The sequence below is a fragment of the Metamycoplasma buccale genome (genome assembly GCF_046774455.1).
Classification (GTDB): Bacteria; Bacillota_I; Bacilli_A; order Mycoplasmatales; family Metamycoplasmataceae; genus Metamycoplasma; species Metamycoplasma buccale.
Genome location: NZ_CP177249.1, coordinates 647,448 through 670,145, shown reverse-complemented (window position 1 = coordinate 670,145; position 22,698 = coordinate 647,448). Strand labels below are relative to the sequence as shown.

The following is a 22,698-nucleotide window of genomic DNA, read 5'->3' as shown; positions in this document are numbered from 1 at the left end:
TTTACTCCTTAGTTATTTTATTAGTTACAGTTTCACTAAAAAGTAACTTTAATTGATTAGTGTTTTCTGAAACATATAAAACAACATTTGGGATTATTTCAATGTAATTATTTGCTAATAATAAAGCGCCTATTTCTTTATTCATATCATCTAAAAATTTATTCATTTCCGGTTTTTTAGAAAATTTGAAATTAATTGCTTCATTATTTGATGATTCTTTATCATCTAACATAGGAACTAACATATCTAAACCAAATTTTGGATTAATGTTAAAAGTAATTACAAATTCTTTGTATACAATATCATATTTTTTTTCTAATGCAAGTTGCATTGCTTCAAAAAATTCAACGTATAGAGGTGAAGTGAATCCTAGATTGTTTTTTAGTAAAACAGAAGCCATTAATTTTTCAAATTTTACATAATTTTCTTTAGTGATTGTTTCTTTATAATCAGCAAAAAAATCTAATAATGCTTGGTTTTCTAAAGTTATTTTTTTATTATTTTTCATTTTCACTCCTTACTCGTTTTTTAAAGTATGTTATTTTATTTGCTACAAGAATTAATGATGCAATTGTGGTTATTAAAAATGCAAATCAAACTATTCCACATACTACTAAGACGATTTGTGTTAAATATAAATTAGAATCTATAGTTAAAAATATATAATTTTTATTTGCAATTAAAATTTGATTAATGTTAAATATTATTAATACTAAGGCATTAACAATAATTGCCAATCTTAATAAAGTAGTAGTTAAGAAACTATAGTTAGTGTTTTTAATGAAATAAATAACTAGCATTGCATAAGAAAATGCACTAACAAAGAAAGTATTAATTAAATTAACTAAGGTGTTTTGACGATTTAATAATGTTATTGTAAATAATGAAATTCATAGTAATGATTGTGCAAAAACATGATTGGTTGCATTTACAATTTGACTATTAGTTTTAATTTTTTTAACAAATTGCGAAATGGTAAATAAACTAAAAATGATTGCACCAAACAATATTTCTAATAAATAAGTATAAGTTTCTAAAGAGTTACCTAAAACACTAGTAGTATTGACTTTGTAAAATAGAACTCTTATTGTTCAAGCTAGTATAGCAGTTAATACTCCTAATGTGATTAAAATTTTATCTTTAAAGTATTCTTGTTTATTTTGTTTAAAAAATAAGAAAGAAATTTTATCAGCATTTACTCCTATTAAAAGCGAGGTTAAAATAATTGTAAATAATAAAATTAACATTAAATTTCCAGTTTTTCTAGTAGTAAATAAGTTTTGTCAAAATGTGTAAAATGAATTGGCATTGTAAAGATTTTCATCAATGCTTATGCCATCTTTAGCGGCAGCAACTCAAGCACTCATTAATGCCAATGTTAAAACAACAAGTAGACTTTGTGAAATAAGTCCAATCATTAATGAGATTTTGTTGTTGTATGAGTTAGGATCGGTTTTCTTTTTAAGAAAATATAAGTAAATTGCATATGATAAATTTAATACATAAAGAGGTATTAGTATTAAAAATAAATATGATAACTTAGCAGGTGAGTTAGTAAAAAAACCAAAAAGTAAACCAAAAGCAATCACTGAATATGATAAATATGCGGTAAATCATGGTCAGTATTTTTTAATGGTTTCTTTTTGGAAATATATATTTATATAATTTTTACTAATTGAATAGAAAAACACAAATGCTAATAATGCAAATCTAATCATTATCATAGTATTTCTCTGTTGATTTTTTAAAGTTTCATAACTTAAAAAATCGTTAATTTTTCATCCTTGAAACATAATGTTGCCAGCAGCAAAAAATGTTCGTTCAATGAAAATTAACAAAAAGAATGTAGAAAGTACAAAAAAAGCAATTAAAATACTTTTATAAATTTTTAGTAAGGCACTCTTTTTTTGCCCTACCATGAAAGTATGATAATCATTAAAAATTTTAGTGCTTTCTAAATCTAATGAATTGTTCATATAATCTCCATTTTAATTTTTAATCTCTTTATTCTACTCTTTTTTAATTTTTTCTTTCATTAAAATGAATATCATTGAATATTTATGCATTAAAATAGGTATTTTTTTGATAAAAAACATCCAAAATTTCTATTCTGGTTATTTCAAGAAATTTTTAATATTATAAAATTTATAATTTTTATTTGTTTTTCTTTTCAAAAAAATAGATATAAATTATGTTAAAATGACTATTGCAAAAATTAAATTGGCGTGTGTGGCGAAGTGGTTAACGCTCCGGGTTGTGGCTCCGGCATACGTGGGTTCGATCCCCATCGCACGCCCCATTTTTTTTATTTCTTTTTTACTTATTTGATAACTCTTTTTCTTTTTCGCCAATAATATGGCATTTTCTACATCTTGCTTCATATTCATTAGCATCGCCAAGTAAATTTAATTTATTTGATTTTACTTTTCTAAAACTAGTTGATGCCGCATGTTGACATACAACACAAATAGCTTGTAATTTTGTTACTCTTTCAGCCATTGCCATTAATTTTGCCATATGATTAAAAGGTTTTCTTAAATAATTTAAGTCCAGTCCAGAAATAATAACTAAGTAACCTTTGTTGGCTAAATCATCAGCTAGTGAAACTAATGTTTCGTCAAAAAAGTGTGCTTCATCAATTAGAATTGCTTTATATTTATCTTTTTTTAATAATTCATAAATTTCACTAACATTTTCTACATTATAAGTAGCATGTTTAATCCCTGCTCTACTAACAATATTGTCATTTGAGAATCTACTATCGAAAGTTGGTTTTATTACTAAAGGTTTTAATTTCGCATATTCTAAAATTCTTACTCTTTTCAAAAGTTCTTCACTTTTTCCTGAAAACATTGGCCCAGTAATTATTTCTATCATCCCATCATTAAAAGTTTTATACATAATTTCGCTCCTCTATTTTTTCTTTTGTAATTGATTATAAGGAATTTAAATTTGTTATATAAAAAAATACATTTTTTCGTTTTATTAATTAAGAGTAAGTAAAATATTATTTAGATAATTTATGGATGATAATCAAACAAAAGAAAATAACAAAAAAACAGTTGATCTAAAATATGAAATTGATCGAATTAAAGTGAATGATTCACTTTTACATTTTTCTACATTACACCGTGTTAAAAAAATGAGTCATCAAATTGTTTTAACAACTTTAATCGCAATTGTTTTTTCATTTTTTGGTATGTTATTTGTTCAAAATACCGGATTATATGGATTTGGGGTAGACGCTATTAGTCATGGATTTGGTCGTTTGTCTGGTTTTTTAGTATGACATTATAGTAAAAATGAAAATGTAGCTAGAATAACATTTGTTGTTTTGTTTTGATTAGTCAACTTTATTATTAATATTCCTCTTTTTATTTTTGCTGCCAAAAAAATTAATAAAAATTTTGCCTTACTAACTTTTGTTTTTATGTTAGTTTCTACTATTTCTGGAATTATTTTTGGCTTTATTCCTGGTAGTGAAAATTGATATATATTTAGTCGTCCTTTAAATAAAGAAATTTGAGATAAATCTAAGAAAATTGTTCAAACATCACTTTGATCATACAATGATGATGCAATAAAACATGTTGCTGTTATATTTTATGGTTTTTTGTGAGCAATTATTCAAGGAGCGATTGCCGCTGCTTTATTAATTTTAAATTCCTCTACTGCAGGATTTGATATTTTAGTAGTGTGGTATGCAAGAGAAAAATTTAAAAATTTAGGTTTAATATATATTATTTTTCATATTATTAGTTTAATATTTTCTAATTTTATTGGAACTTATATCCCTGCTTCAATTACAATTAATGAACTACCTGGTGAAAAAATAGGAGATGTTAATTCTTGAGCAGCTGAATTACTTTTTAATCCTAATTTTGCTAGTTCATTTTTAATGATTTTAATAAATGGCTTTGTTGTTGATATTTTGTTTCCTAAATATAAAATGGTTAAGTTAGAAATTTATACTAGCAAAATTGATGAAATTCAAACAAAAATTTATTCTCTTAAAGATAAACGTTTCGCCACTAGTATCGCTACAGTTAAAGGCGGATATAGCAAAAAAGAACAAGCCATTTTGATAGCTAATTGTTTCTATATTGATGCGGCAACAGTATGTAAAATTGTTGCCGATGAAGATGACAATGCATTTATTTCTATATATGACACTAAAAAAACACTAGGACATGTTTTTGTATCCAAACAAGTTAATAAATCTAAAGACAACAATAATATTAAAAAATAAAGGAGGCTAATATGTCTTTAAAAGCTGGGATAGTAGGATTACCAAATGTGGGAAAAAGCACACTTTTTTCTGCTATTACTTTAAATGAAGTAGAATCAGCAAATTATGCATTTACTACAATTGATCCTAATGTAGCAATTGTTAATTTAAATGATCCAAGATTGCTTGAACTTGCCAAAATTGTAAAAACTGAGAAAATTGTTCCTGCAACTTTTCAATTTGTTGATATTGCTGGGTTAGTAGAAGGTGCTTCAAAAGGAGAAGGTTTGGGCAATAAATTTTTAGCTAACATTAGAGAAGTTGATGCTATTGTTCATGTAATTCGTTGTTTTGATAATCCTGATATTGTTCATGTGTCAAATCAAGTTGACCCAATTCATGATTTAAATGTCATTAATATAGAATTAATTTTAGCGGATTTACAAACCATAGAAAATGTAATTAATCGTATTGGAAAAAAAGCACAAAATTCTCAAGATAAAGAATTAAAGTTTGAATTTACTGTTGCTTTAAAAATAAGAGAAGCACTTGAAAATGAAAAAATGATTAAAGATATTAATTTGTCTTCTGAGGAGTTAAAAATTGTTAAATCATTTCAACTTTTAACACTTAAACCAACTATTTATGTTGCTAATTTAGATACTAATGGTTTTAAAAATTTATCTTTGGCAAAACATTATTTAGCGTTAAAAAGTGAATTAGATAAAAGAGAAGAAACCCTTATTCCTGTTTGCATTAAAATTGAGCAAGAATTAAGTCAATTTTCTAATGAAGAAAAGCAACTATTTTTAAAAGAATATAATATTTATGAATCAGGGATTGATTTAATTATCAAATCAAGTTTTTATTTATTAAATCAAGCTACTTATTTTACAGCTGGAGAAATTGAAGCGAGAGCGTGAATTTTTAAAAAAGGACAAAATGCCGCGGAATGTGCCGGAGTAATTCACACTGATTTTGAAAAAAAATTTGTAAAAGCTGAAATTATTAAATTCGATGATTATATAAAATATAATGGAGAAAAAGGTTGCAGAGAAGCTGGAAAAATTAATTTAGAGGGCCGAAATTATTTAATGGAAGATGGTGATGTTTGCTACTTTAAAATAGCAAAATAAACTTTTATTTAGGGGATTAGTTTAATGGTAGAACTGAGGACTCCAAACCCTCTGGTGTGGGTTCAATTCCTACATCCCCTGCCATATTGTTAAAACAACCAATTTAAAATTCGTCTTTAATGACGTTTTTTATTTATTTAATTTTAATAGTTGTGCCATTTTGTTTTAATGTTTCTTAAATTTGTATTTAATTATTATAAAATAAAATATTATTCTATATAAATAGGAGCATATTATGGAAACTAAAACTAAATATATTTTTGTAACAGGCGGGGTGGTTAGTGGCCTAGGTAAAGGTGTCTGTGCAGCGTCAGTAGGCTATTTACTTAAGGCTAGAGGGTTTAAAGTATTTTCAATGAAATTAGACCCATATTTAAATATTAATCCCGGAATATTATCTCCAATTGAACATGGTGAGGTATTTGTAACTGAAGATGGTGCCGAAACGGATTTAGATTTAGGATATTATGAAAGATTTATTGGAACTGATTTAACCGGTGAATCATCTTATACATCTGGAAAACTTTTTCAAAGATTATGAGAAAAAGAAAAAGAAAATAAATTCAATGGTAAAACAATGCAAATGGTACCTCATTTCACAAATGAAATTCAAAATGTAATTCTTAATATTGGAAAAAAATATAAACCAGATTTTGCGATTATTGAAATTGGTGGTACTGTAGGAGATTTAGAAAGTAATCCATTTTTTTATGCAATAGCTCAATTAAATCACTTACACTACAATCAAACATTTTTTATTCATGTTTCATATGTTCCTTTTCTCGAAGTTTCCAAAGATTTCAAATCTAAACCCACTCAACACTCAATAGCCACTTTAAGAAGTCTTGGAATAAGTCCTAATATGGTTTTTTTAAGATCTGATAAACCAATAACAAATGATATAAATCAAAAAATTTCTCTATTTTCATTTTTAGATCAAGAAAATGTTATAAGCATTCCCAATTTTGATGTTATTTATCAAACGCCACTATACTTAGAAAAAAAGAATGTTATAGCTACAATCTTCAAACATTTTAAAATTAAAGTTCCTAAAATAAATCTAACAAAATGAGAAGAATTTACTAATAAATCAAAAAATATAAATTGTAAAGAAATAAATATTGCTATGTGTGGAAAATATGTAATTTTTCATGATGCATATAAATCAATCATTGAAGCATTATCGATTGCTTCAGTTTATGAAAATGTAAAAATTAATTTTGTTTATATCGATCTAATAAATTTATCTAAAGAACAAATTAAATCAGAACTTGCAAAGGTTAATAGTATTGTCTTATTACCAGGTAAAGGCCATGAAGGATGAGAAAATGAAATATTATGTGCCAAGTATGGAAAAGAAAATGCCATTCCAACTTTAGGAATTTGTTTTGGTATGCATGCCATGGTAGCATGTCACGCTAGAGAAATTAATAAAGATACTGATAGTATAGAATTTTCAAATGATATTCACCAAAACATAGAATTTTTCAATGAAAAAATTAAAGGCCACGACGAAAATAATTTTAATGTAAGAATAGGAAGTAGAGAAATAAACATTAAGAAAAATTCACTTGCTTATTCTATTTATAAAAAAACAACAATTTCAGAAAGATTTAAACATAAATATTTTATTTCTAATAAAAAAGCAAGTGAATACGAAACATTACATGCAAAATTTACAGGATTTAATAATAAAAATGAAATTGCTGAAATATTTGAAATTGATAACCACCCATTTTATATGGGAGTCCAATTTCACCCAGAGTTTAAAGTAAGACCATTAGACCCAGGAAAATTATTTCCATTCTTTTTAAACAAAGTAAAAACTAATTAATAATATTTTTAAGGAAAATTTATGGAAGAAAAAAAAGATTATAAAAATACACTCTTAATGCCCCAAACAGATTTTTCAATGAAGGCGAACCTAACACAAAAAGAAGAAGAATTTAATAAATTATGAAAAACTAATAATATTTATAAAATTCTATTGGAAAGAAACAAAAATCATAATTCTTTTATTTTGCATGATGGACCGCCATATGCAAATGGAAATATTCATTTGGGTCATGCTATGAACAAAATTTTAAAAGATATTATTGTTAGATTTAAAAACATGCAAGGATTTTATTCACCTTATACACCTGGTTGAGATACTCATGGGTTGCCTATTGAACATAAAATGTTATCAGAGGCAAAGAAAAAAGCTAGAGATTTCTCAATTATTGAATTAAGAAAAGAAGCAGCGAAATACGCCTTAAGTCAAGTAGAAATTCAAAAATCACAATTTAAAAAATTATCATTGTTAACAGATTTTTCTGAAACATATATTACTCTTGATAAATCACTAGAAACAGCTCAATTAAAATTGTTTAAAAAAATGGTTTTGGAAGGACTAATATATAAAGATTTAAAACCAATATACTGATCTCCATCTTCACAATCAGCACTTGCTGAAGCGGAAGTAGAATATGCAGATCACATCTCTCCTTCAATGTATGTCGCTTTCGAAATTAAACAAGGAAATAAAATTATCACTACCAATGATAATCTTTTAATTTGAACAACTACTCCTTGAACTTTGATTGCTAATAGTGGTGTTGCTATTGGTGAAAAATTTATTTATTGCCGTGTGATGGTTAATAATAGAAGTTTCATAGTCGCTAAAGACTTGGTTGAGAAAATTACCGAAAAATGTAAATGAGAAAACTATCAAATTGTTAATGAATTTAAAGCAAAAGATCTTTTAAATGTAAAATATGAAAGTCCAATTAACAAGCTAATTTGTCCAGTTGTTGAAGGACATCATGTAACTTTAGAAGATGGTTCTGGTTTGGTTCATATGGCGCCACTATTTGGTGAAGATGACTTTATGATAGGAACAAAGCATAATTTAGCAAAAATAATGCATGTTGAAGACGATGGAATGTTAAATAATAATGCTTTGCAATTTCAAGGACTATTTTATGATGATGCTAATCCTTTGATAGGTAAATATTTAGAAGAAAATAATTATTTAATAGGTTTTTATAAAATTAAACATCAATATCCGCATGATTGAAGAACTCATTTACCAATAATGTATCGTGCAACACCTCAATGATTTGTATCTTTAAAACCTATTAAAAATGAAATTCTAAAATCAATAAATAATATTAAAACTTATAATGATTGAAGTAAAAAACGTCTATTATTAATGTTAGAAAATCGTGAAACATGATGTATTTCACGTCAAAGAAGTTGAGGCGTACCAATTATTATTTTTTATGATAAAAATAAAAAACCAATAATTAATGAAGAAATATTTGATTATGTAATTGATTTGATTTCAAAAAATGGTAGCGATATTTGATATGAATTAAGTGCTGATGAATTATTACCAAAAAAATATCGCAACTTAGGTTACACAAAAGAAATGGATATCATGGATGTATGATTTGATTCAGGTTCAACTTCTATTGGTGTTAAACCTGGGGGTATAGAAGCACCATTTGATTTATATTTAGAGGGAAGCGATCAATATCGTGGTTGATTTAATAGTTCTTTAATTAATTCTGTAGCATGAAGACATAAAGCTCCATTTAAAGAATTACTTTCACATGGTTTTCTTGTAGATGGTAAGGGTAACAAAATGTCTAAATCTAAAGGGAATGTAGTTGATCCACTTAGCATTATTGATAAATATGGCGCAGATATTTTAAGATTATGAGTAGCTAATTCTGAATATACTAATGATATTTCTATTGATGACAAAATTATTTTACAAAACGTTGAAATTTATCGTAAATTTAGAAACACAATTAAATTTATGTTGGGTGGATTAGCTAATTACAATTTTGAGGAACAAAAAATAACTTCTATTCACTCTTTAATGATTGAAAGATTGAATAATTTAGAAACTAGACTAGTAGAATATTTTGAAAAATACCGTTTTATTAACGTTATTAAAGAAGTAAATAATTTTATAATTGACTTAAGTAGTTACTATATTTCTATAACAAAAGATATACTTTACTTAAATAAAGAAGATGATTTTGAAAGAAGACAAGTTCAATATGTTTTTTATAAAACAATTCTAGTATTAATAAAAGCATTAAGCCCAATTTTACCTACAACTTGTGAAGAAATTTATCAATATCTAAATACTCCTAATAAAGAAAAATCAGTTCATTTATTGCCATTTATTGAAAAACATAAACTTTCTTCAATTGAAGAAAACAAGTGAAATGAATTTTTTGAATTAAAAAATGTTGTTTACAAAATGATTGAAGAATCTATTCAAAAACAAGAAATTAAAAGACAAAACGAAGCGCATATTTTTATTAAATCAAATTCAGATTTTATTAAATCCTTAGATTTAGTTAAATTATTAATGGTTGCAAAAGTAACTTTTTCAAAAGATTTTAAAATAGAAAAATTAGATTCTTATAAATGTTTAAGATGTTGAAATCATTTTGAAGAAAAAAATTTCGATAAGAAATTAGAAATATGCTTAAGATGTAAAGAGGTAATTAATGGATAAAAAAAGAAAAGTTCCTAAATTTTTCACAAAAGAATTTTGAAAAACTTATTCTTGAAAAAATGTCTTAATAAATTTAGGTATTTATTTATCAATTTTTGTTGTTACATTAATTATAGATTTAGTTACCAAGGGACAACTTTTTCATTGAGTTAATAAAGACGGAAAAAATATAGGTGATGGAAAAACAATCTATGAAAATTTTTTATTTGGTTTTAGATCTGTTTTACATGCTGGAACAACAATTGAAATAGGCTTGACTATTCCGGGACTACATGTAATAAGCATTATAATTTTGTTAGTTTCAATCGCTGTTAGTGGATTATTAAAAGATAAAATATATCGTTATGTTATTCCGGGATTTGCACTTATTGCAAGTGGGGCAACGGGAAATATGGTAGATAGATTCTTGTTTAAGGCTGTTAGGGATATTGTTTATTTACCTTGACTTGATACAGGAACATTTAATTTTGCCGATGTTTGACTAGTATTTGGTGGGATTTACACTTTAATTTCAATGTTAACGGTAATTTTAATATCAAATAAGAAAGATAAAAATAAACCTGAAGAACATTCTAATGAAGTAATTTCATCAGTTGATTTTGAAAGTAATAATTCTACTATAACAGTTGATCCTAATCAAAATAGTTTATAAAAATAATTTAAAAACTCCAAGAATGGAGTTTTTATTTTAATTTTACTCAGTTGGTTTTCAAGAATGTTTTCTTAATAATTCTAATAATGCATCGGTGTCTACATTATGTGCTTTAAATAATGAATGAACTCAACCACCGTATGAAGCTTGACCACCTATTTGTACATAACTTGTTGCGTAATCTAATGTTTTTCATTCTTTTTTATCAAAGTAAACACCTTTTTGATTAATATCCATATTACCCATTAAATGTTCAAATTTTTTTGCAGCTTCTTTTTGCTCTGCAGTACTTTTTCCTTTGGTAGCATTATCATGAAAATCATTAATGTCATCACCTATTTTCATGATTGTTCTAAATTTAACTGCATTGCCACTACCATATTCTGATAAATCAAAAGTTTTTGTATCAAATGCATGCATTCTTTCTTCTTTACTTGATTTTCCTTTAGTTTCTTTCCATGGTTTATCTTTTGTGGCATCACTACCTTTCATTCATCAAACTCAATCTGGCATGTATTTTTCATCTAAGCCAATTTTTTTAAGATTGTTTTTTGTTGCTTGAATTTGGTTGCTTTGATTTCTATTAGAATTGAACATAACAACTCCGCCTTTTGATCAAACATATTTAATAAAATCAATAGCACCTCTAACTTCTGTGCTTGCTTCAGATTTTACAAATTTATCTCAAGATTCTGGATTATAAGTTAAGTTATTTGTTATTAAATAATTTTGATAAGCAAAGTTATTTAAAATAGTATCGTCAATATCCATAAAAACTGCTGGAATGTATTTTCCATTTGTAGGATTTTGAACCTTTCCATCTTTATCTGTGTTTGGTGATATAGAAGTTTGACTAATCATTTTGTCAAATGCATGCTTTGCTGCTTTATATTGACCTAATGTCACATTATCTTTATCAGCTGTAAATGTATTTCATGCATTTGCATAAAGTAACCCCAAAGTTTTTCTTTCTTCTTTTAATTTTTGAATTTCTTTATTTTTACTTTCTAATTCTTTTTTAGTTTTATCTAACTCATTTTTAATTTTGCTATCACTATTACAGCTAACCATTACACTAGGTGAAATTGCTGCTAGTGTAATTGCTCCTAATGAAAGCAATTTTTTTCAACTTTTCATAATATTTCTCCTCTTTTTATTTATGTTATTTTTTTATTTTACTATATATTATTTTTTATTCTAAAAAGGTAATAAAAAAAATCAAGAAATAATAAATCTTGATTTTAATTTTAATTATTTTAATCTTCTTTTTTTGTCATCACAACAGGTTTTTTAGTAGGCTTATCTTGAATTGCCATAATTCCTGGAAGTTCTTTTCCTTGAACAAATTCTATAGACGCACCACCACCAGTAGAAATAAAACTAAATTTATCTTGATATCCTAGTTTGTTTATTGCTGTAACTGAATCTCCCCCACCTACAACTGAGTATGATTTAATATTATCTGCAATAGCAATAGCAACTTCTCTTGTTCCCATTTCATAATTACTAAATTCAGTAACACCTAGAGGTCCATTTCAGAAAATAGTTTCCGCTTTTGATATTTCATTTGCAAATAATTTAACAGTTTCAGGACCAATATCTAGTCCCATATAATCTGCAGGAATATTTTGCGCATCTGGAGTTGTATATTTTACAGGAGTATCAGCAAATTCTTTAGAAATACCATTATCAATTGGTAAAACAATTTTGTCTTTATATTGTTCTAAATATTTTTTAGCTAATTCAATTAGGTCTGGTTCGTAAATTGATTTACCAATTTCTTTGCCTAGTGCTTTTTGGAAAGTATAAGCCATTCCACCACCAATTAAAACTTTATCAGCAATGTTGAATAGTTTTTCTAAAACTTTAATTTTATCGCTTACTTTTGCACCACCTATAATAGCAACAAATGGTCTTTTAGGGCTTTTTAATAGTTTTGATAAATGATCAATTTCTTCTAACATTAAAAAGCCAATAGCACTTTCATTAATATAATTTGCTATCCCTGCAGTTGATGCATGCGCTCTATGAGCTGTAGCAAAAGCATCATTAATATAGATATCACCAAGTGATGCTCATTCTCTTGCTAATGCTTCATAATTTTGTGATTCTGCTTTATTATTTAAATCTTCAAATCTTGTATTTTCTAAGAAAAGGATTTCTCCAGGTTGTAATTCACTTGCAGCTTTTCTAACGATAGATCCTTTAGTAGTGTTGACAAATTTAACTATTCTATTAGTCAAATTAGCAAATTTTTGAACAACAGGTCTTAAAGAATTTTTCTTTTTATCATCTAAATTCTTAATTCTACTTAAGTGTGAAAGTATTACTAAACTTGCTCCACAATTTAAAATATAATTAATTGTAGGAATTGCACTAATTATTCTTTTGGCATCAACTACTTTTCCACCAGATAATGGAACATTAAAATCAACTCTTAAGACAACTCTTTTACCTTTTAAATCTAAGTCTCTTATAGTTTTTTTCATTTTATCTCCTTGCTTTTATTATAATTATTACTATTATATACAAAATGCCAATATGTTAAGTAGATAATGTGTAAAATATTATTGAAATTAAGGAGATTTTATGAGTAAAGTAAAACAAACTATTTTAAATGCTGAGAAACAAAAAGACAAAAGAACTCTAGTATATGATCCTAAAGAAGATAATGTTTCAATTCTTATCTCTGAGTTTCAAGCATATAAAAAAGAAATAGTTTATGTAAAAGATTACTCTGAAATGGAAATTTTTGCTTTTTTTAAAGAAATTAGATGAATGAAAATTATCGATGAAAAAAATGAAACAGAAGTTTTTGAAGCTTTAAAAAGACAAAACAAAATAAGAATTAAATATGAAAATTATGTTGAATATACAAAATGATCAGATTCCCCATTGGCACAAACCACTAAACCACTTAGTCAAAGCGCAAGAATTGGAATAATTAGTGGATTTGTTGCTTTGTTTATTGTTATGTTACTAATTATTATTGGTCTTAATAAATGATGATAGGATAGGGATAATAGTATGACTTTAAATTATGTTATTTTAGTTTTAACAGTTCTTATTTTTTTAATTGTTAGTACTCATTATGGAATTTTGGCATTTCGTTCATTCAAACGTTCAAAAACTCTTAAGTTAAATTTAGGACAATCAACTAAGATTAGATTAATTCACCAATTAAGAGAAGCACTTGAATATTTATCTAAAACTCAAACTGGAGCAATTATTACTATTGAAAACAAAGATAATTTAGATATGTTAAGAACAGACGGAGTAATTATTGATGCCAATATTTCAAGTTCATTAATTATTTCTATTTTTAATAAGCAAAGTCCCTTACATGATGGTGCAATCATTATTAGGAATAATAAAATTCATTATGCTTCAACTTATTACAAAATAACTAAAAAATCTATTGACAATCGTTATGGTGCTCGCCACCGTGCTGCAATGGGTATTAGTGAAATTTGTGATGCTACCACTTTTGTGGTAAGTGAAGAAAATGGAAAAATAACTTATGCTAAAAATGGAACATTTACTCCTATTTTATTAAATCAATTACAAGAAACATTAGTAAATGTATTCAAGGATACAAATTAATCATTATTAAAATTTAAGTTAAAACTTGAATTGCTACATTGTAATATAAAGTGCAACACTATGAAATAATTTTTATAGGTTGCATTTTTTATATTAAAGTAAATAAAAAAAGAGCAACCTAAATAAAGTGCTTCAAGAGGTACTCATGATTAATTATAATCACTTAAATTACAAAAATAGAATTATTATTCAAGAATACTTAAATAAAGGTTTTTCTATTAGAAAAATAGCCAAACAAATAAAATCACCATCAACAATATCTCGCGAAATAAAACGCAATTTTGATAATGATAAATTAATTTACAATCCAGAAATAGCTAATCAAAAGTCTATTCTCAGAAGTAAACATAGATCTTATTTTTGATATTTTTTAGTAAGAGATAGATATGAAGAATTTATCGATCAATTTGCAGCATTATATGATGGTAAACTTTGAACGGTTGAATCAACTTATTTTTTTATAAAAAATAATATGAGTGTAAATGAATTTGAAATACCATGTTTAAAAACTATTTTTAATTGAATAAACTCTGGTAAATGAGTTTTTAGTAGAAAAGATTTATTAAGAAAAAATTACACAAAAGGAGGAAAACGTTCAAAAACTAATGTTATTGATCGCCTTGTTGGAGCAAGATATATAAAACCAATATGAGCAAGACCAAAAGAAATAAATAATCGATTAGAATTTGGGCATTGAGAGCTTGACTTAGTTTGTGGCAAAAATGTTAGAGGTGCTAATCATATAATCACATTAGTAGAAAGAAAAACAAGGTTTTGTTATGTGGCAGTTATGAAAGGTAAGCATCCTGGTAATCTTAATAGAATTTTAAATAATTTAATTGCAAATAATAATACCCCAGTAAAATCGATTACTACAGATAATGGTTTTGAATTTAGAAAAATTGGTTTACTAGCTTACAAATTAAATATATTTGTATATTTTACTGATAAATATGCTTCATGACAAAAAGGAAGTAATGAAAATTGAAATGGTATTTTTAGAAGAATTTTTGCTAAAGGCACTAATTTTAATGAAATTGATATTAATGAAATTCAAATTGCCACAGAAAGAATTAATTTTAAACGTAGAAAAATTTTTAATTGAAAATCCTCATATGCTTTATACGAAAAAGAATTAATAGAAGAATATAACAAAATATTTGCTTAATAAACTAATTTCAAATATACTCAAACACTAATATTTAGTGTATTTTTGTTTTTTAACTTTTGAAAAATATAAAATAAAACATGAAGCACATAGGTGTTGCACTTCATGTTACTTTCTAGCATTTAAGTTAAAACTTGAATTTTTTTATCCTTAAAAAAGAAATTTAACATAAAAAATATAATTCTAGTTTAATAATTTATGGTAAAAATTTTAAAAAAATAACATTTTTTATGTAATTAGAGTATAATATTTTTTGTAAATTATCAATAAAAATAACAAATAAATATCTAGGAGTAATCAAAAAAATGAAAAAAAATAAACGTTGGTTAATAACAATTTTGACCAGTGCTTCAATGTTATCATTACCACTATTAGCAATAAAATGTGAAGATCCTAAATTAATAAAAGATTTAGAATCATCAATAAATAAAATAAATATAAAGGATATTGCCAATAAACCATTAAAATCATTGTCAAAAAATGATGTTTCTTTTGATATTAAAAAAGGATATAAAGTAGAAAAATTTGAAGTTATAAAAGACTTGAAAGCAAACATTGCAATTTTGAAAATTACTATAATTAGAGAAAGCGACGGCAAAAAAGCTGAAATAACAAAAACAATCACAGGATTTAAAAAAATAGAATCAAAAGAACACCCAAAAGATTTTGGTAATGACTTTGGTGTTAAATTTTTCTCAAAATTAGTTAATGAAAAGAATAAAGTAACTGCAAAAGAAGTATTAGAAAAATTAAAAACAGCAAAAACTTTTGAAGAAGTTGCTCAAATCTTGTCGCCTTATGTTCATATGGATATTAAGGGAATAGATAAAGATAATTATGAATATGAATTAGATTTAAAAAGAACTAAAGCTGCTTCAAACTCATTAATGCTAGTTTATAACATAATTAATTATGAAACAAAAACAAAAATACCTTATGAGTACACTATAACTGGTTTTAAAGAGTTAGAAGGCAAAGTTGTAAGTGAAGGTGCTGATATAAAATTTTATAATCAAGCAACTAAAGAAGGAAATAAAATAGCATCTAATCAATTTATAGAAATGTTTAACAAAATTCCTTCTACTAATGTAAAAGAACAATTTGAATTATTAAAAAAATATTGCTTAGTAGATGGTGAATTAGATTTAAACAAATATGATTTTAAATTTTCAAATAGTGAAGAAGATGGTTTTAGACTTCATCATCATGGACCAACAAATATCCATGTTCAGGCTAAATGAAAAGAAAAAAATTCAACTGAATGAAAAACTATTACATGATTTGTATATGGATTCGATAAACAAGATGTTAAAGATACTAATCTAATTAATATAACATCTTTAAAACAAGAAGCAAAATATGTTTCATCTGATCAAATTATAGATGAACTTAAAAAAACAAAAACATGAAATGAACAATTAGAAATTTTAAAAAAATATTTTAATACTACTTTTGCTAAAAATTATAAAGATTTTGATTACGAACTTGACTTAAACTTGACTAAAAAAGGTGATTTTATTTATCAAGATGCTGAGACAGAAAAAAGTGTTAATTCTGGCCCAAGCAAATACTTTTTAGATATTACTATTAATGCAATCGATAAATATAATAAAGATAAATCTCCAATCACTTATAATTTGCAAGGATTCGCTTCTATAAATAAAGTAGGTTTTTTGGAAATGGAAATCCAAAAATTTGCTAAAGCATATATATCAATTGGACAAAAAGAAATTCAAAATTTATTTAATGATGAAGAATTTAAGAAACTAGACAATTTTAAAAAGGTTGAAAAATTTGTTGAACTTTTAAACAAAGATTTAGATGATAATAATAAAGTTGCTAAAATTGTCGAAAACATTAAATCAAAATATGACATAGAAATACTAACAGATAAGTTTAAATATGAACAAAAAAAAGAATGACTATCGTGCACTGTAACAATGTATTTTAAAGTTACTAATAAAGAAACTAATGAAACAAAAGAAGTTTCACTTGAAATGCCAGGATTTTATTATTAATAATAATTAATAATTTGTTAAATAAACAAAGCCTTAATTTGAGGCTTTTTTGTTGTTTATTTTAAGTTTTTTAATTATTTTTATTATTAAATATAAAAATGCTTTTTTTGTTAAAATTATAGCGCTAGGATAAATGCGATTGGACAGGATATAGATGAAAGGCTATACTTAGGATGGTTAAACGCGTTTAATCATAAAAATAAAAATAAAATGAAAGGAAAAAAATGGCAAAATTAGATTTTGACCGTTCAAAACCACACGTAAATATTGGTACAATCGGTCACGTTGACCATGGTAAAACCACATTAACAGCTGCTATCGCTACTGTTTTATCAAAAAAAGGTTTATCAGAAGCTAAAGATTATGCTGCAATTGATAATGCACCAGAAGAAAAAGCTCGTGGTATAACAATCAATACTTCACATATTGAATATAATACAGAAAAACGTCACTATGCCCATGTTGACTGTCCAGGTCACGCTGACTACGTTAAAAACATGATTACAGGTGCCGCACAAATGGATGGAGCTATTCTTGTAGTTGCTGCTACAGATGGTCCTATGCCTCAAACTCGTGAACACATTCTACTTGCAAAACAAGTTGGTGTTCCTAAAATCGTTGTTTTCTTAAACAAAATTGACATGATCAAACCAGAAGAAAGAGATGAACTAGTTGGTTTAGTTGAAATGGACGTTCGTGCTCTTTTATCAGAATATGGTTTTGATGGCGACAATGCACCTGTTATTGCGGGTAGTGCATTAAAAGCATTACAAGGTGATCCAGAATATGAAAAAATCGTTCTAGATTTAATGGATGCAGTTGACAATTATATTGACGAACCAAAAAGAGAAATCGACAAACCTTTCTTAATGGCTATTGAAGATGTTTTCACAATTACTGGTCGTGGAACTGTTGCAACTGGTAGAGTTGAACGTGGGGTTCTTCAATTAAATGAAGAAGTTGAAATTGTTGGATTAAAAGAAACCAAAAAAACTGTTGTTACAGGAATTGAAATGTTCCGTAAAAACTTAAAACAAGCTCAAGCAGGTGATAATGCTGGATTGTTATTAAGAGGAATTGATAGAGAAGATGTTGAACGTGGACAAGTTTTAGCTAAACCTAAAACCATTATCCCTCATACAGAATTTGAAGCAGCAGTTTATATTCTTAAAAAAGAAGAAGGCGGTCGTCATACACCATTCTTCGAACACTATAAACCACAATTTTACTTCCGTACTACAGACGTTACTGGTTCTATTAAATTTAAACCAGGACGTGAAATGGTAATGCCTGGCGATAATGTTGAATTTACCGTTACCTTAATTTCACCTATTGCAGTTGAAGAAGGAACAAAATTCTCAATCCGTGAAGGTGGAAGAACTGTTGGTGCTGGATCAGTTGTTAAGATTCTTAAATAATTAAAATAAAAAATAACTATTACTGTAAAAAATTGGTAGTAGTTATTTTTTATTTATAAAAAAACTAATATATAATGAAATACATTATGAAATTAATTACTTTTGATTTGGATGGCACTTTATTAAAATCTAATCAAACATTAAGCAAAAAAATTATTGAGAAATTATTAGAATTGCAAAAACAAGGTCATAAAATTGCATTTGTTACTGGCAGGGGATATAAAAACACAGAAATATTTTACAAGTATTTTAAACCTGATTTTGCCGTTTTAAATAATGGCGCAGATATTTACAATTTAATAACTAATGAAGTTTTCATTCCTTATTCTTTATCAATAAAAGAAACAGAAATGGCAAACGAAATTGCTAAAAAGGAATTTGCACTATTTTCGATTTCTACTAATTTAAATTTTTACGCCATTATGGAGTATTGTAAAAATGAAAATTTTTTAACTGCTGAAGATAAAAAATATTTCTCTTTATCAAAACATTATAGTTTTTCTGAAGCTATTAATGATATAACTTCTAAACAAGAAATTATTTTGCAAATTGCTTTACGCCAAACAGAAGAAAATATTAAAAATATTGCTAAAAAATATGATAATTTATTTCCTGATCTTTCAAAAAGAATTACTTCAAGAGTGTTTTGAGATTTAAATGGACCTCATATTTCTAAATATACTGGCATTGAAAAAATACTTAATATTTTAAATATTACTAATGAAAATTTAATTTCTTTTGGCGATTCTAATAACGACATTCCAATGTTAGAAAAAGCAAAATATAGTTTTGCCATGCAAAATGCAACAACTGAAGTTAAAAAAATTGTCTCAGAAATACTTGATGGTGATTGCAATAGTGATGCTATTTACAATAAAATACTAGAATTGCAAAACAATAAAATTCTTTAAATAATTCCTATTTTTTTCTCATTTTTCTTAATTTCTTATTTTCATCTATTTAAAATCAAATTAAAGGAGGTGAGAATGGGTAATTTTCGCATTTTAAGTGAAGATGAAATGCAAAAATATGAAGGTGGCTTTGCTATTGGGCCAGTTTTAGCAGCAATTTTTACTTATTTGCCAATGGGCATAAGTGCAATAGGGTCGATTATTGGAGTAGCAAAAATGGCAAGTGCCAATAAAGGAGAAATTAAAACCAAAGGAGGATTGGGAGTTAAATGAGATAATTCAGAAAGTAGACCAATGCTAATGAATGGTTCACATTATTGTATTTAAAAAAATAAAAAATCAAGCTAGAAACTTGATTTTTTAGTTAGTTTTTTTAGATTTTTCTAATATTTTGTTAAATCTTTCAACACGGCCACGTGCTTTAACTGTTGAACGATCTCCAGTGTAAAATGCATGACAATTAGAGCAAACATCTAAATTAACTTTTTCTGCTGTTGATCCAAAAACATGTTCAGTATTGCAAGAGGTGCATACTGTTTTAATTTGTTTGTAATTTGGATGAATATCTTTTTTCATCTGTGCTCCTTTATGCAGTTTCTATTAATTTATAGCAACATTTTACCATAAAAAAAAATGTATTTATTTTTTAGTGTTAATGTTTTCTCATTTTCATTCTAAAACTTCAGGCATGTCATAGCCATACTCACGAATATAATTGGTATGATATAAAATTTTTTCATCCATTTTTTTAGTTAATTGATTATTTTTATTATTTGTGATTGCAATGCTTGCATCTTTTACAATATGAAATCTATCCATTTCGCTTAACAATCTAATATCAAAGCTAGTTGTAATATCGCCATTTTCTCGATACCCATGAATGATTAAATTACGATTTTCACGATCGTAAAAAATGTCTCTTATCAAACTTTCATAACCATGGAAAGCAAAGATAATTGGTTTGCTTTTAGTAAACACTCTATTAAATTCTTCATCTTCAATACCACGAGGATCTCTTTTTGGATGTCTCAATTTTAAAAGATCTAATACATAAACAAATCTAATTTTTAATTTAGGCATTTCTTTTTGCAAAATCGATATAGCAGCAAGTGTTTCTAAATTTGGTTCAACTCCAGAAGCAACAAAAACAATATCGGGTTCTTCATTATTATTTACATTTGAAGCTCAATCAATTATTTTATAACCATTTTTAATCATTTCTTTTGCTTCATCTATTGAATAAAATTGATCTCTTGGTTGTTTTGAAGTTACTATTAAATTAATAACATTTCTATCATTAAATGATTTTTCCATTGTCGCTAATAATGTATTTGTATCTGCGGGCAAATATTCTCTAATTAGTTCTACTCTTTTATCAGCTAAGTGTCCTAGAATACCAGGATCTTGATGAGTATAACCATTATGATCTTGTTGAAATGCAGTTGATGTAGCAATGACATTTAAAGATGGAAAATCATTTCTTCATTTAAGTTCAAGTGATTTTTTCATTCATTTCATATGTTGAGTAATCATTGAATCAATTACTCTTAAAAATGCTTCATAACTTGCAAAAAAACCATGTCTCCCTGTTATTACATAACCTTCTAAAAATCCTTCAGCTTGATGTTCACTTAATTGAGAATCAATTACTCTACCTTCAGGTGACATTCATTCATCATAAATTTTAGAAATAGGTTCTAATCATTGTCTTTTAGTAACATTAAATACAGCATTTAAACGATTTGATTTTGTTTCATCGGGTCCAAAAATTCTAAAATTATTCTTATTTAAAGTTATGATTTCTGCAACATACTTTCCAAATTCAATCATATCTTGAGCTTTAATTTCTCCAGGCTTTTTAAATGATAAAGCATACTTTTCTCAATTAGGTAATATTAATTTTTTAGGGTTTATTCCCCCGTTTGTAATAGGGTGCATTGCCATTCTTTTTAAACCTTTAGGCGCAAGTTTTTTTATTTCAGGAATCAATTTACCATTTTTATCGAATAGTTCTTCAGGCTTATATGATTTTAGTCATTTTTCTAATTCATTAATGTGATTTAAGTTTAATGCACTAACTGGTAAGGGAACTTGATGTGATCTAAAACTACCTTCAACTACTTCACCATTTCAACTTGTAGGCCCTGTTCAACCTTTTGGCGTTCTTAAAATTAACATAGGTCAAATTGGTCTAATGGCTTCATCAGCACTTTTTTTTCTGGCTTCAAATTGAATTTTTTTAATTTTTTCAATCGCCTCATCTAATTTTTTTGCCATTAATTGGTGCATTTTCATTGGCTCATTGCCTTCGACAAATATTGCTTCTCAACCCATTCCTAAAAAATAGTCTTTTAGTTCTTGATTGGTTTTTCTACTCAAGATAGTAGGATTAGAAATTTTTGCTCCATTCAAATGTAAAATTGGTAAAACCGCCCCATCATTAACGGGATTTATAAAAACATTTGAAAATCATCCAGCACATAAAGGCCCTGTTTCAGCCTCGCCATCACCAATTACTGTTGCTGCTATTATATTAGGATTATCTAATATAAAACCTGTTGCATGACTTAGCGAATATCCTAATTCACCACCCTCATGAATTGAACCAGGAGTTTCAGGTGCTGCATGACTTGCAGTTCCTCCAGGAAAAGAAAAACGCTTAAATAAAAGTTTTAGTCCTTCTTTATCTTGGGTTATATTAGGATAGATTTCAGTATATGAACCATCTAAGTATGAATTTGATATCATAACTTGTCCACCGTGTCCAGGTCCTTCAATATAAAACATTTCCAAATCATATTTATTGATAACACGATTCAAATGTGTATAAATAAAATTTTGCCCTGGAATTGTTCCTCAATGACCAATTGGATAAATTTTTATATCATCCTTAGTTAATTTACTTTCTAGAAGAGGATTATTTCTTAAATAAATTTGTCCTACACTAATATAGTTAGCTGCTCTAAATCATTTATCCATTAACATCAAGTATTCTTTACTTTCAAAATTATTATTTTTCATTTTTCTCCTTAAAACTGTTCCAAA

19 protein-coding genes and 2 tRNA genes are annotated in these 22,698 nt (G+C 26.4%); 14 read left to right on the top strand and 7 right to left on the bottom strand.

Annotation, left to right across the window (positions count from 1 at the left end):
• Position 1 precedes the first annotated feature (1 nt).
• Positions 2-508: a DUF2714 domain-containing protein gene (locus ACLFP3_RS03060; protein ID WP_412031486.1), complete on the bottom strand. Its 507-nt coding sequence runs from the start codon at positions 506-508 to the stop codon at positions 2-4.
• Positions 498-1,976, bottom strand: coding sequence for an MSC_0624 family F1-like ATPase-associated membrane protein (locus tag ACLFP3_RS03055; RefSeq protein ID WP_412031485.1), 1,479 nt, complete (start codon positions 1,974-1,976; stop codon positions 498-500). Before ACLFP3_RS03055 ends, ACLFP3_RS03060 begins: the two co-directional genes overlap by 11 nt.
• Before the next feature lie 247 nt (positions 1,977-2,223).
• Here ACLFP3_RS03055 and ACLFP3_RS03050 point away from each other — a divergent pair.
• Positions 2,224-2,299, top strand: a tRNA-His gene (locus tag ACLFP3_RS03050).
• A gap of 17 nt (positions 2,300-2,316) precedes the next feature.
• Here the strand turns inward: ACLFP3_RS03050 and ACLFP3_RS03045 are convergent.
• Positions 2,317-2,901, bottom strand: coding sequence for a thymidine kinase (locus tag ACLFP3_RS03045; RefSeq protein WP_412031484.1), 585 nt, complete (start codon positions 2,899-2,901; stop codon positions 2,317-2,319).
• A gap of 121 nt (positions 2,902-3,022) precedes the next feature.
• Here ACLFP3_RS03045 and ACLFP3_RS03040 point away from each other — a divergent pair, with 121 nt between their 5' ends.
• The 6 genes from ACLFP3_RS03040 (at position 3,023) to ACLFP3_RS03015 (ending at position 10,535) form a co-directional block, all read left to right on the top strand.
• Positions 3,023-4,249 (top strand): DUF2179 domain-containing protein, encoded by a 1,227-nt coding sequence (locus ACLFP3_RS03040; protein WP_412031483.1) that lies wholly within the window; start codon positions 3,023-3,025, stop codon positions 4,247-4,249.
• 11 nt (positions 4,250-4,260) lie between these two features.
• On the top strand, positions 4,261-5,364 hold the full coding sequence (gene ychF / locus ACLFP3_RS03035) for a redox-regulated ATPase YchF (RefSeq protein ID WP_412031482.1): 1,104 nt from the start codon (positions 4,261-4,263) through the stop codon (positions 5,362-5,364).
• A gap of 10 nt (positions 5,365-5,374) precedes the next feature.
• A tRNA-Trp gene (locus ACLFP3_RS03030) sits at positions 5,375-5,448 on the top strand.
• A gap of 151 nt (positions 5,449-5,599) precedes the next feature.
• On the top strand, positions 5,600-7,198 hold the full coding sequence (locus ACLFP3_RS03025; protein WP_412031481.1) for a CTP synthase: 1,599 nt from the start codon (positions 5,600-5,602) through the stop codon (positions 7,196-7,198).
• Between the two features lie 21 nt (positions 7,199-7,219).
• Positions 7,220-9,883, top strand: coding sequence for an isoleucine--tRNA ligase (gene ileS / locus ACLFP3_RS03020; RefSeq protein WP_412031480.1), 2,664 nt, complete (start codon positions 7,220-7,222; stop codon positions 9,881-9,883).
• Positions 9,876-10,535 (top strand): signal peptidase II, encoded by a 660-nt coding sequence (locus tag ACLFP3_RS03015; RefSeq protein ID WP_412031479.1) that lies wholly within the window; start codon positions 9,876-9,878, stop codon positions 10,533-10,535. Before ileS ends, ACLFP3_RS03015 begins: the two co-directional genes overlap by 8 nt.
• A gap of 42 nt (positions 10,536-10,577) precedes the next feature.
• Here the strand turns inward: ACLFP3_RS03015 and ACLFP3_RS03010 are convergent, their stop codons facing one another.
• Both ACLFP3_RS03010 and ACLFP3_RS03005 read right to left on the bottom strand, forming a co-directional pair.
• On the bottom strand, positions 10,578-11,672 hold the full coding sequence (locus tag ACLFP3_RS03010) for an HAD family acid phosphatase (protein ID WP_412031478.1): 1,095 nt from the start codon (positions 11,670-11,672) through the stop codon (positions 10,578-10,580).
• 119 nt (positions 11,673-11,791) lie between these two features.
• Positions 11,792-13,024 carry a phosphoglycerate kinase gene (locus ACLFP3_RS03005; RefSeq protein WP_412031477.1) on the bottom strand — a complete coding sequence of 411 codons (1,233 nt, stop codon included), beginning with the start codon at positions 13,022-13,024 and terminating at the stop codon, positions 11,792-11,794.
• Positions 13,025-13,124: 100 nt separating this feature from the next.
• Between ACLFP3_RS03005 and ACLFP3_RS03000 the strand changes: the two genes are divergently transcribed.
• The 7 genes from ACLFP3_RS03000 (at position 13,125) to ACLFP3_RS02970 (ending at position 19,980) form a co-directional block, all read left to right on the top strand.
• Positions 13,125-13,547: a hypothetical protein gene (locus ACLFP3_RS03000; protein WP_412031476.1), complete on the top strand. Its 423-nt coding sequence runs from the start codon at positions 13,125-13,127 to the stop codon at positions 13,545-13,547.
• Positions 13,548-13,562: 15 nt separating this feature from the next.
• Complete coding sequence (locus tag ACLFP3_RS02995) at positions 13,563-14,138, top strand: diadenylate cyclase (RefSeq protein WP_412031475.1); 576 nt, start codon at positions 13,563-13,565, stop codon at positions 14,136-14,138.
• 145 nt (positions 14,139-14,283) lie between these two features.
• Entirely contained in the window at positions 14,284-15,306 is a 1,023-nt protein-coding gene (locus ACLFP3_RS02990; protein WP_412031474.1) for an IS30 family transposase, read from the top strand.
• Positions 15,307-15,611: 305 nt separating this feature from the next.
• Positions 15,612-17,324 (top strand): hypothetical protein, encoded by a 1,713-nt coding sequence (locus tag ACLFP3_RS02985; RefSeq protein ID WP_412031473.1) that lies wholly within the window; start codon positions 15,612-15,614, stop codon positions 17,322-17,324.
• A 224-nt stretch (positions 17,325-17,548) separates the two neighbouring features.
• Entirely contained in the window at positions 17,549-18,742 is a 1,194-nt protein-coding gene (gene tuf, locus ACLFP3_RS02980) for an elongation factor Tu (protein ID WP_412031472.1), read from the top strand.
• 86 nt (positions 18,743-18,828) lie between these two features.
• On the top strand, positions 18,829-19,653 hold the full coding sequence (locus ACLFP3_RS02975) for a Cof-type HAD-IIB family hydrolase (protein WP_412031471.1): 825 nt from the start codon (positions 18,829-18,831) through the stop codon (positions 19,651-19,653).
• A gap of 75 nt (positions 19,654-19,728) precedes the next feature.
• Positions 19,729-19,980, top strand: coding sequence for a hypothetical protein (locus ACLFP3_RS02970; RefSeq protein ID WP_412031470.1), 252 nt, complete (start codon positions 19,729-19,731; stop codon positions 19,978-19,980).
• Between the two features lie 33 nt (positions 19,981-20,013).
• Here the strand turns inward: ACLFP3_RS02970 and rpmE are convergent, their stop codons facing one another.
• Both rpmE and ACLFP3_RS02960 read right to left on the bottom strand, forming a co-directional pair.
• On the bottom strand, positions 20,014-20,229 hold the full coding sequence (rpmE, locus tag ACLFP3_RS02965) for a 50S ribosomal protein L31 (protein WP_412031469.1): 216 nt from the start codon (positions 20,227-20,229) through the stop codon (positions 20,014-20,016).
• 63 nt (positions 20,230-20,292) lie between these two features.
• A complete protein-coding gene (locus ACLFP3_RS02960; RefSeq protein WP_412031468.1) occupies positions 20,293-22,674 on the bottom strand; it encodes a phosphoketolase family protein in 2,382 nt (793 codons plus the stop codon).
• Positions 22,675-22,698 lie beyond the last annotated feature (24 nt).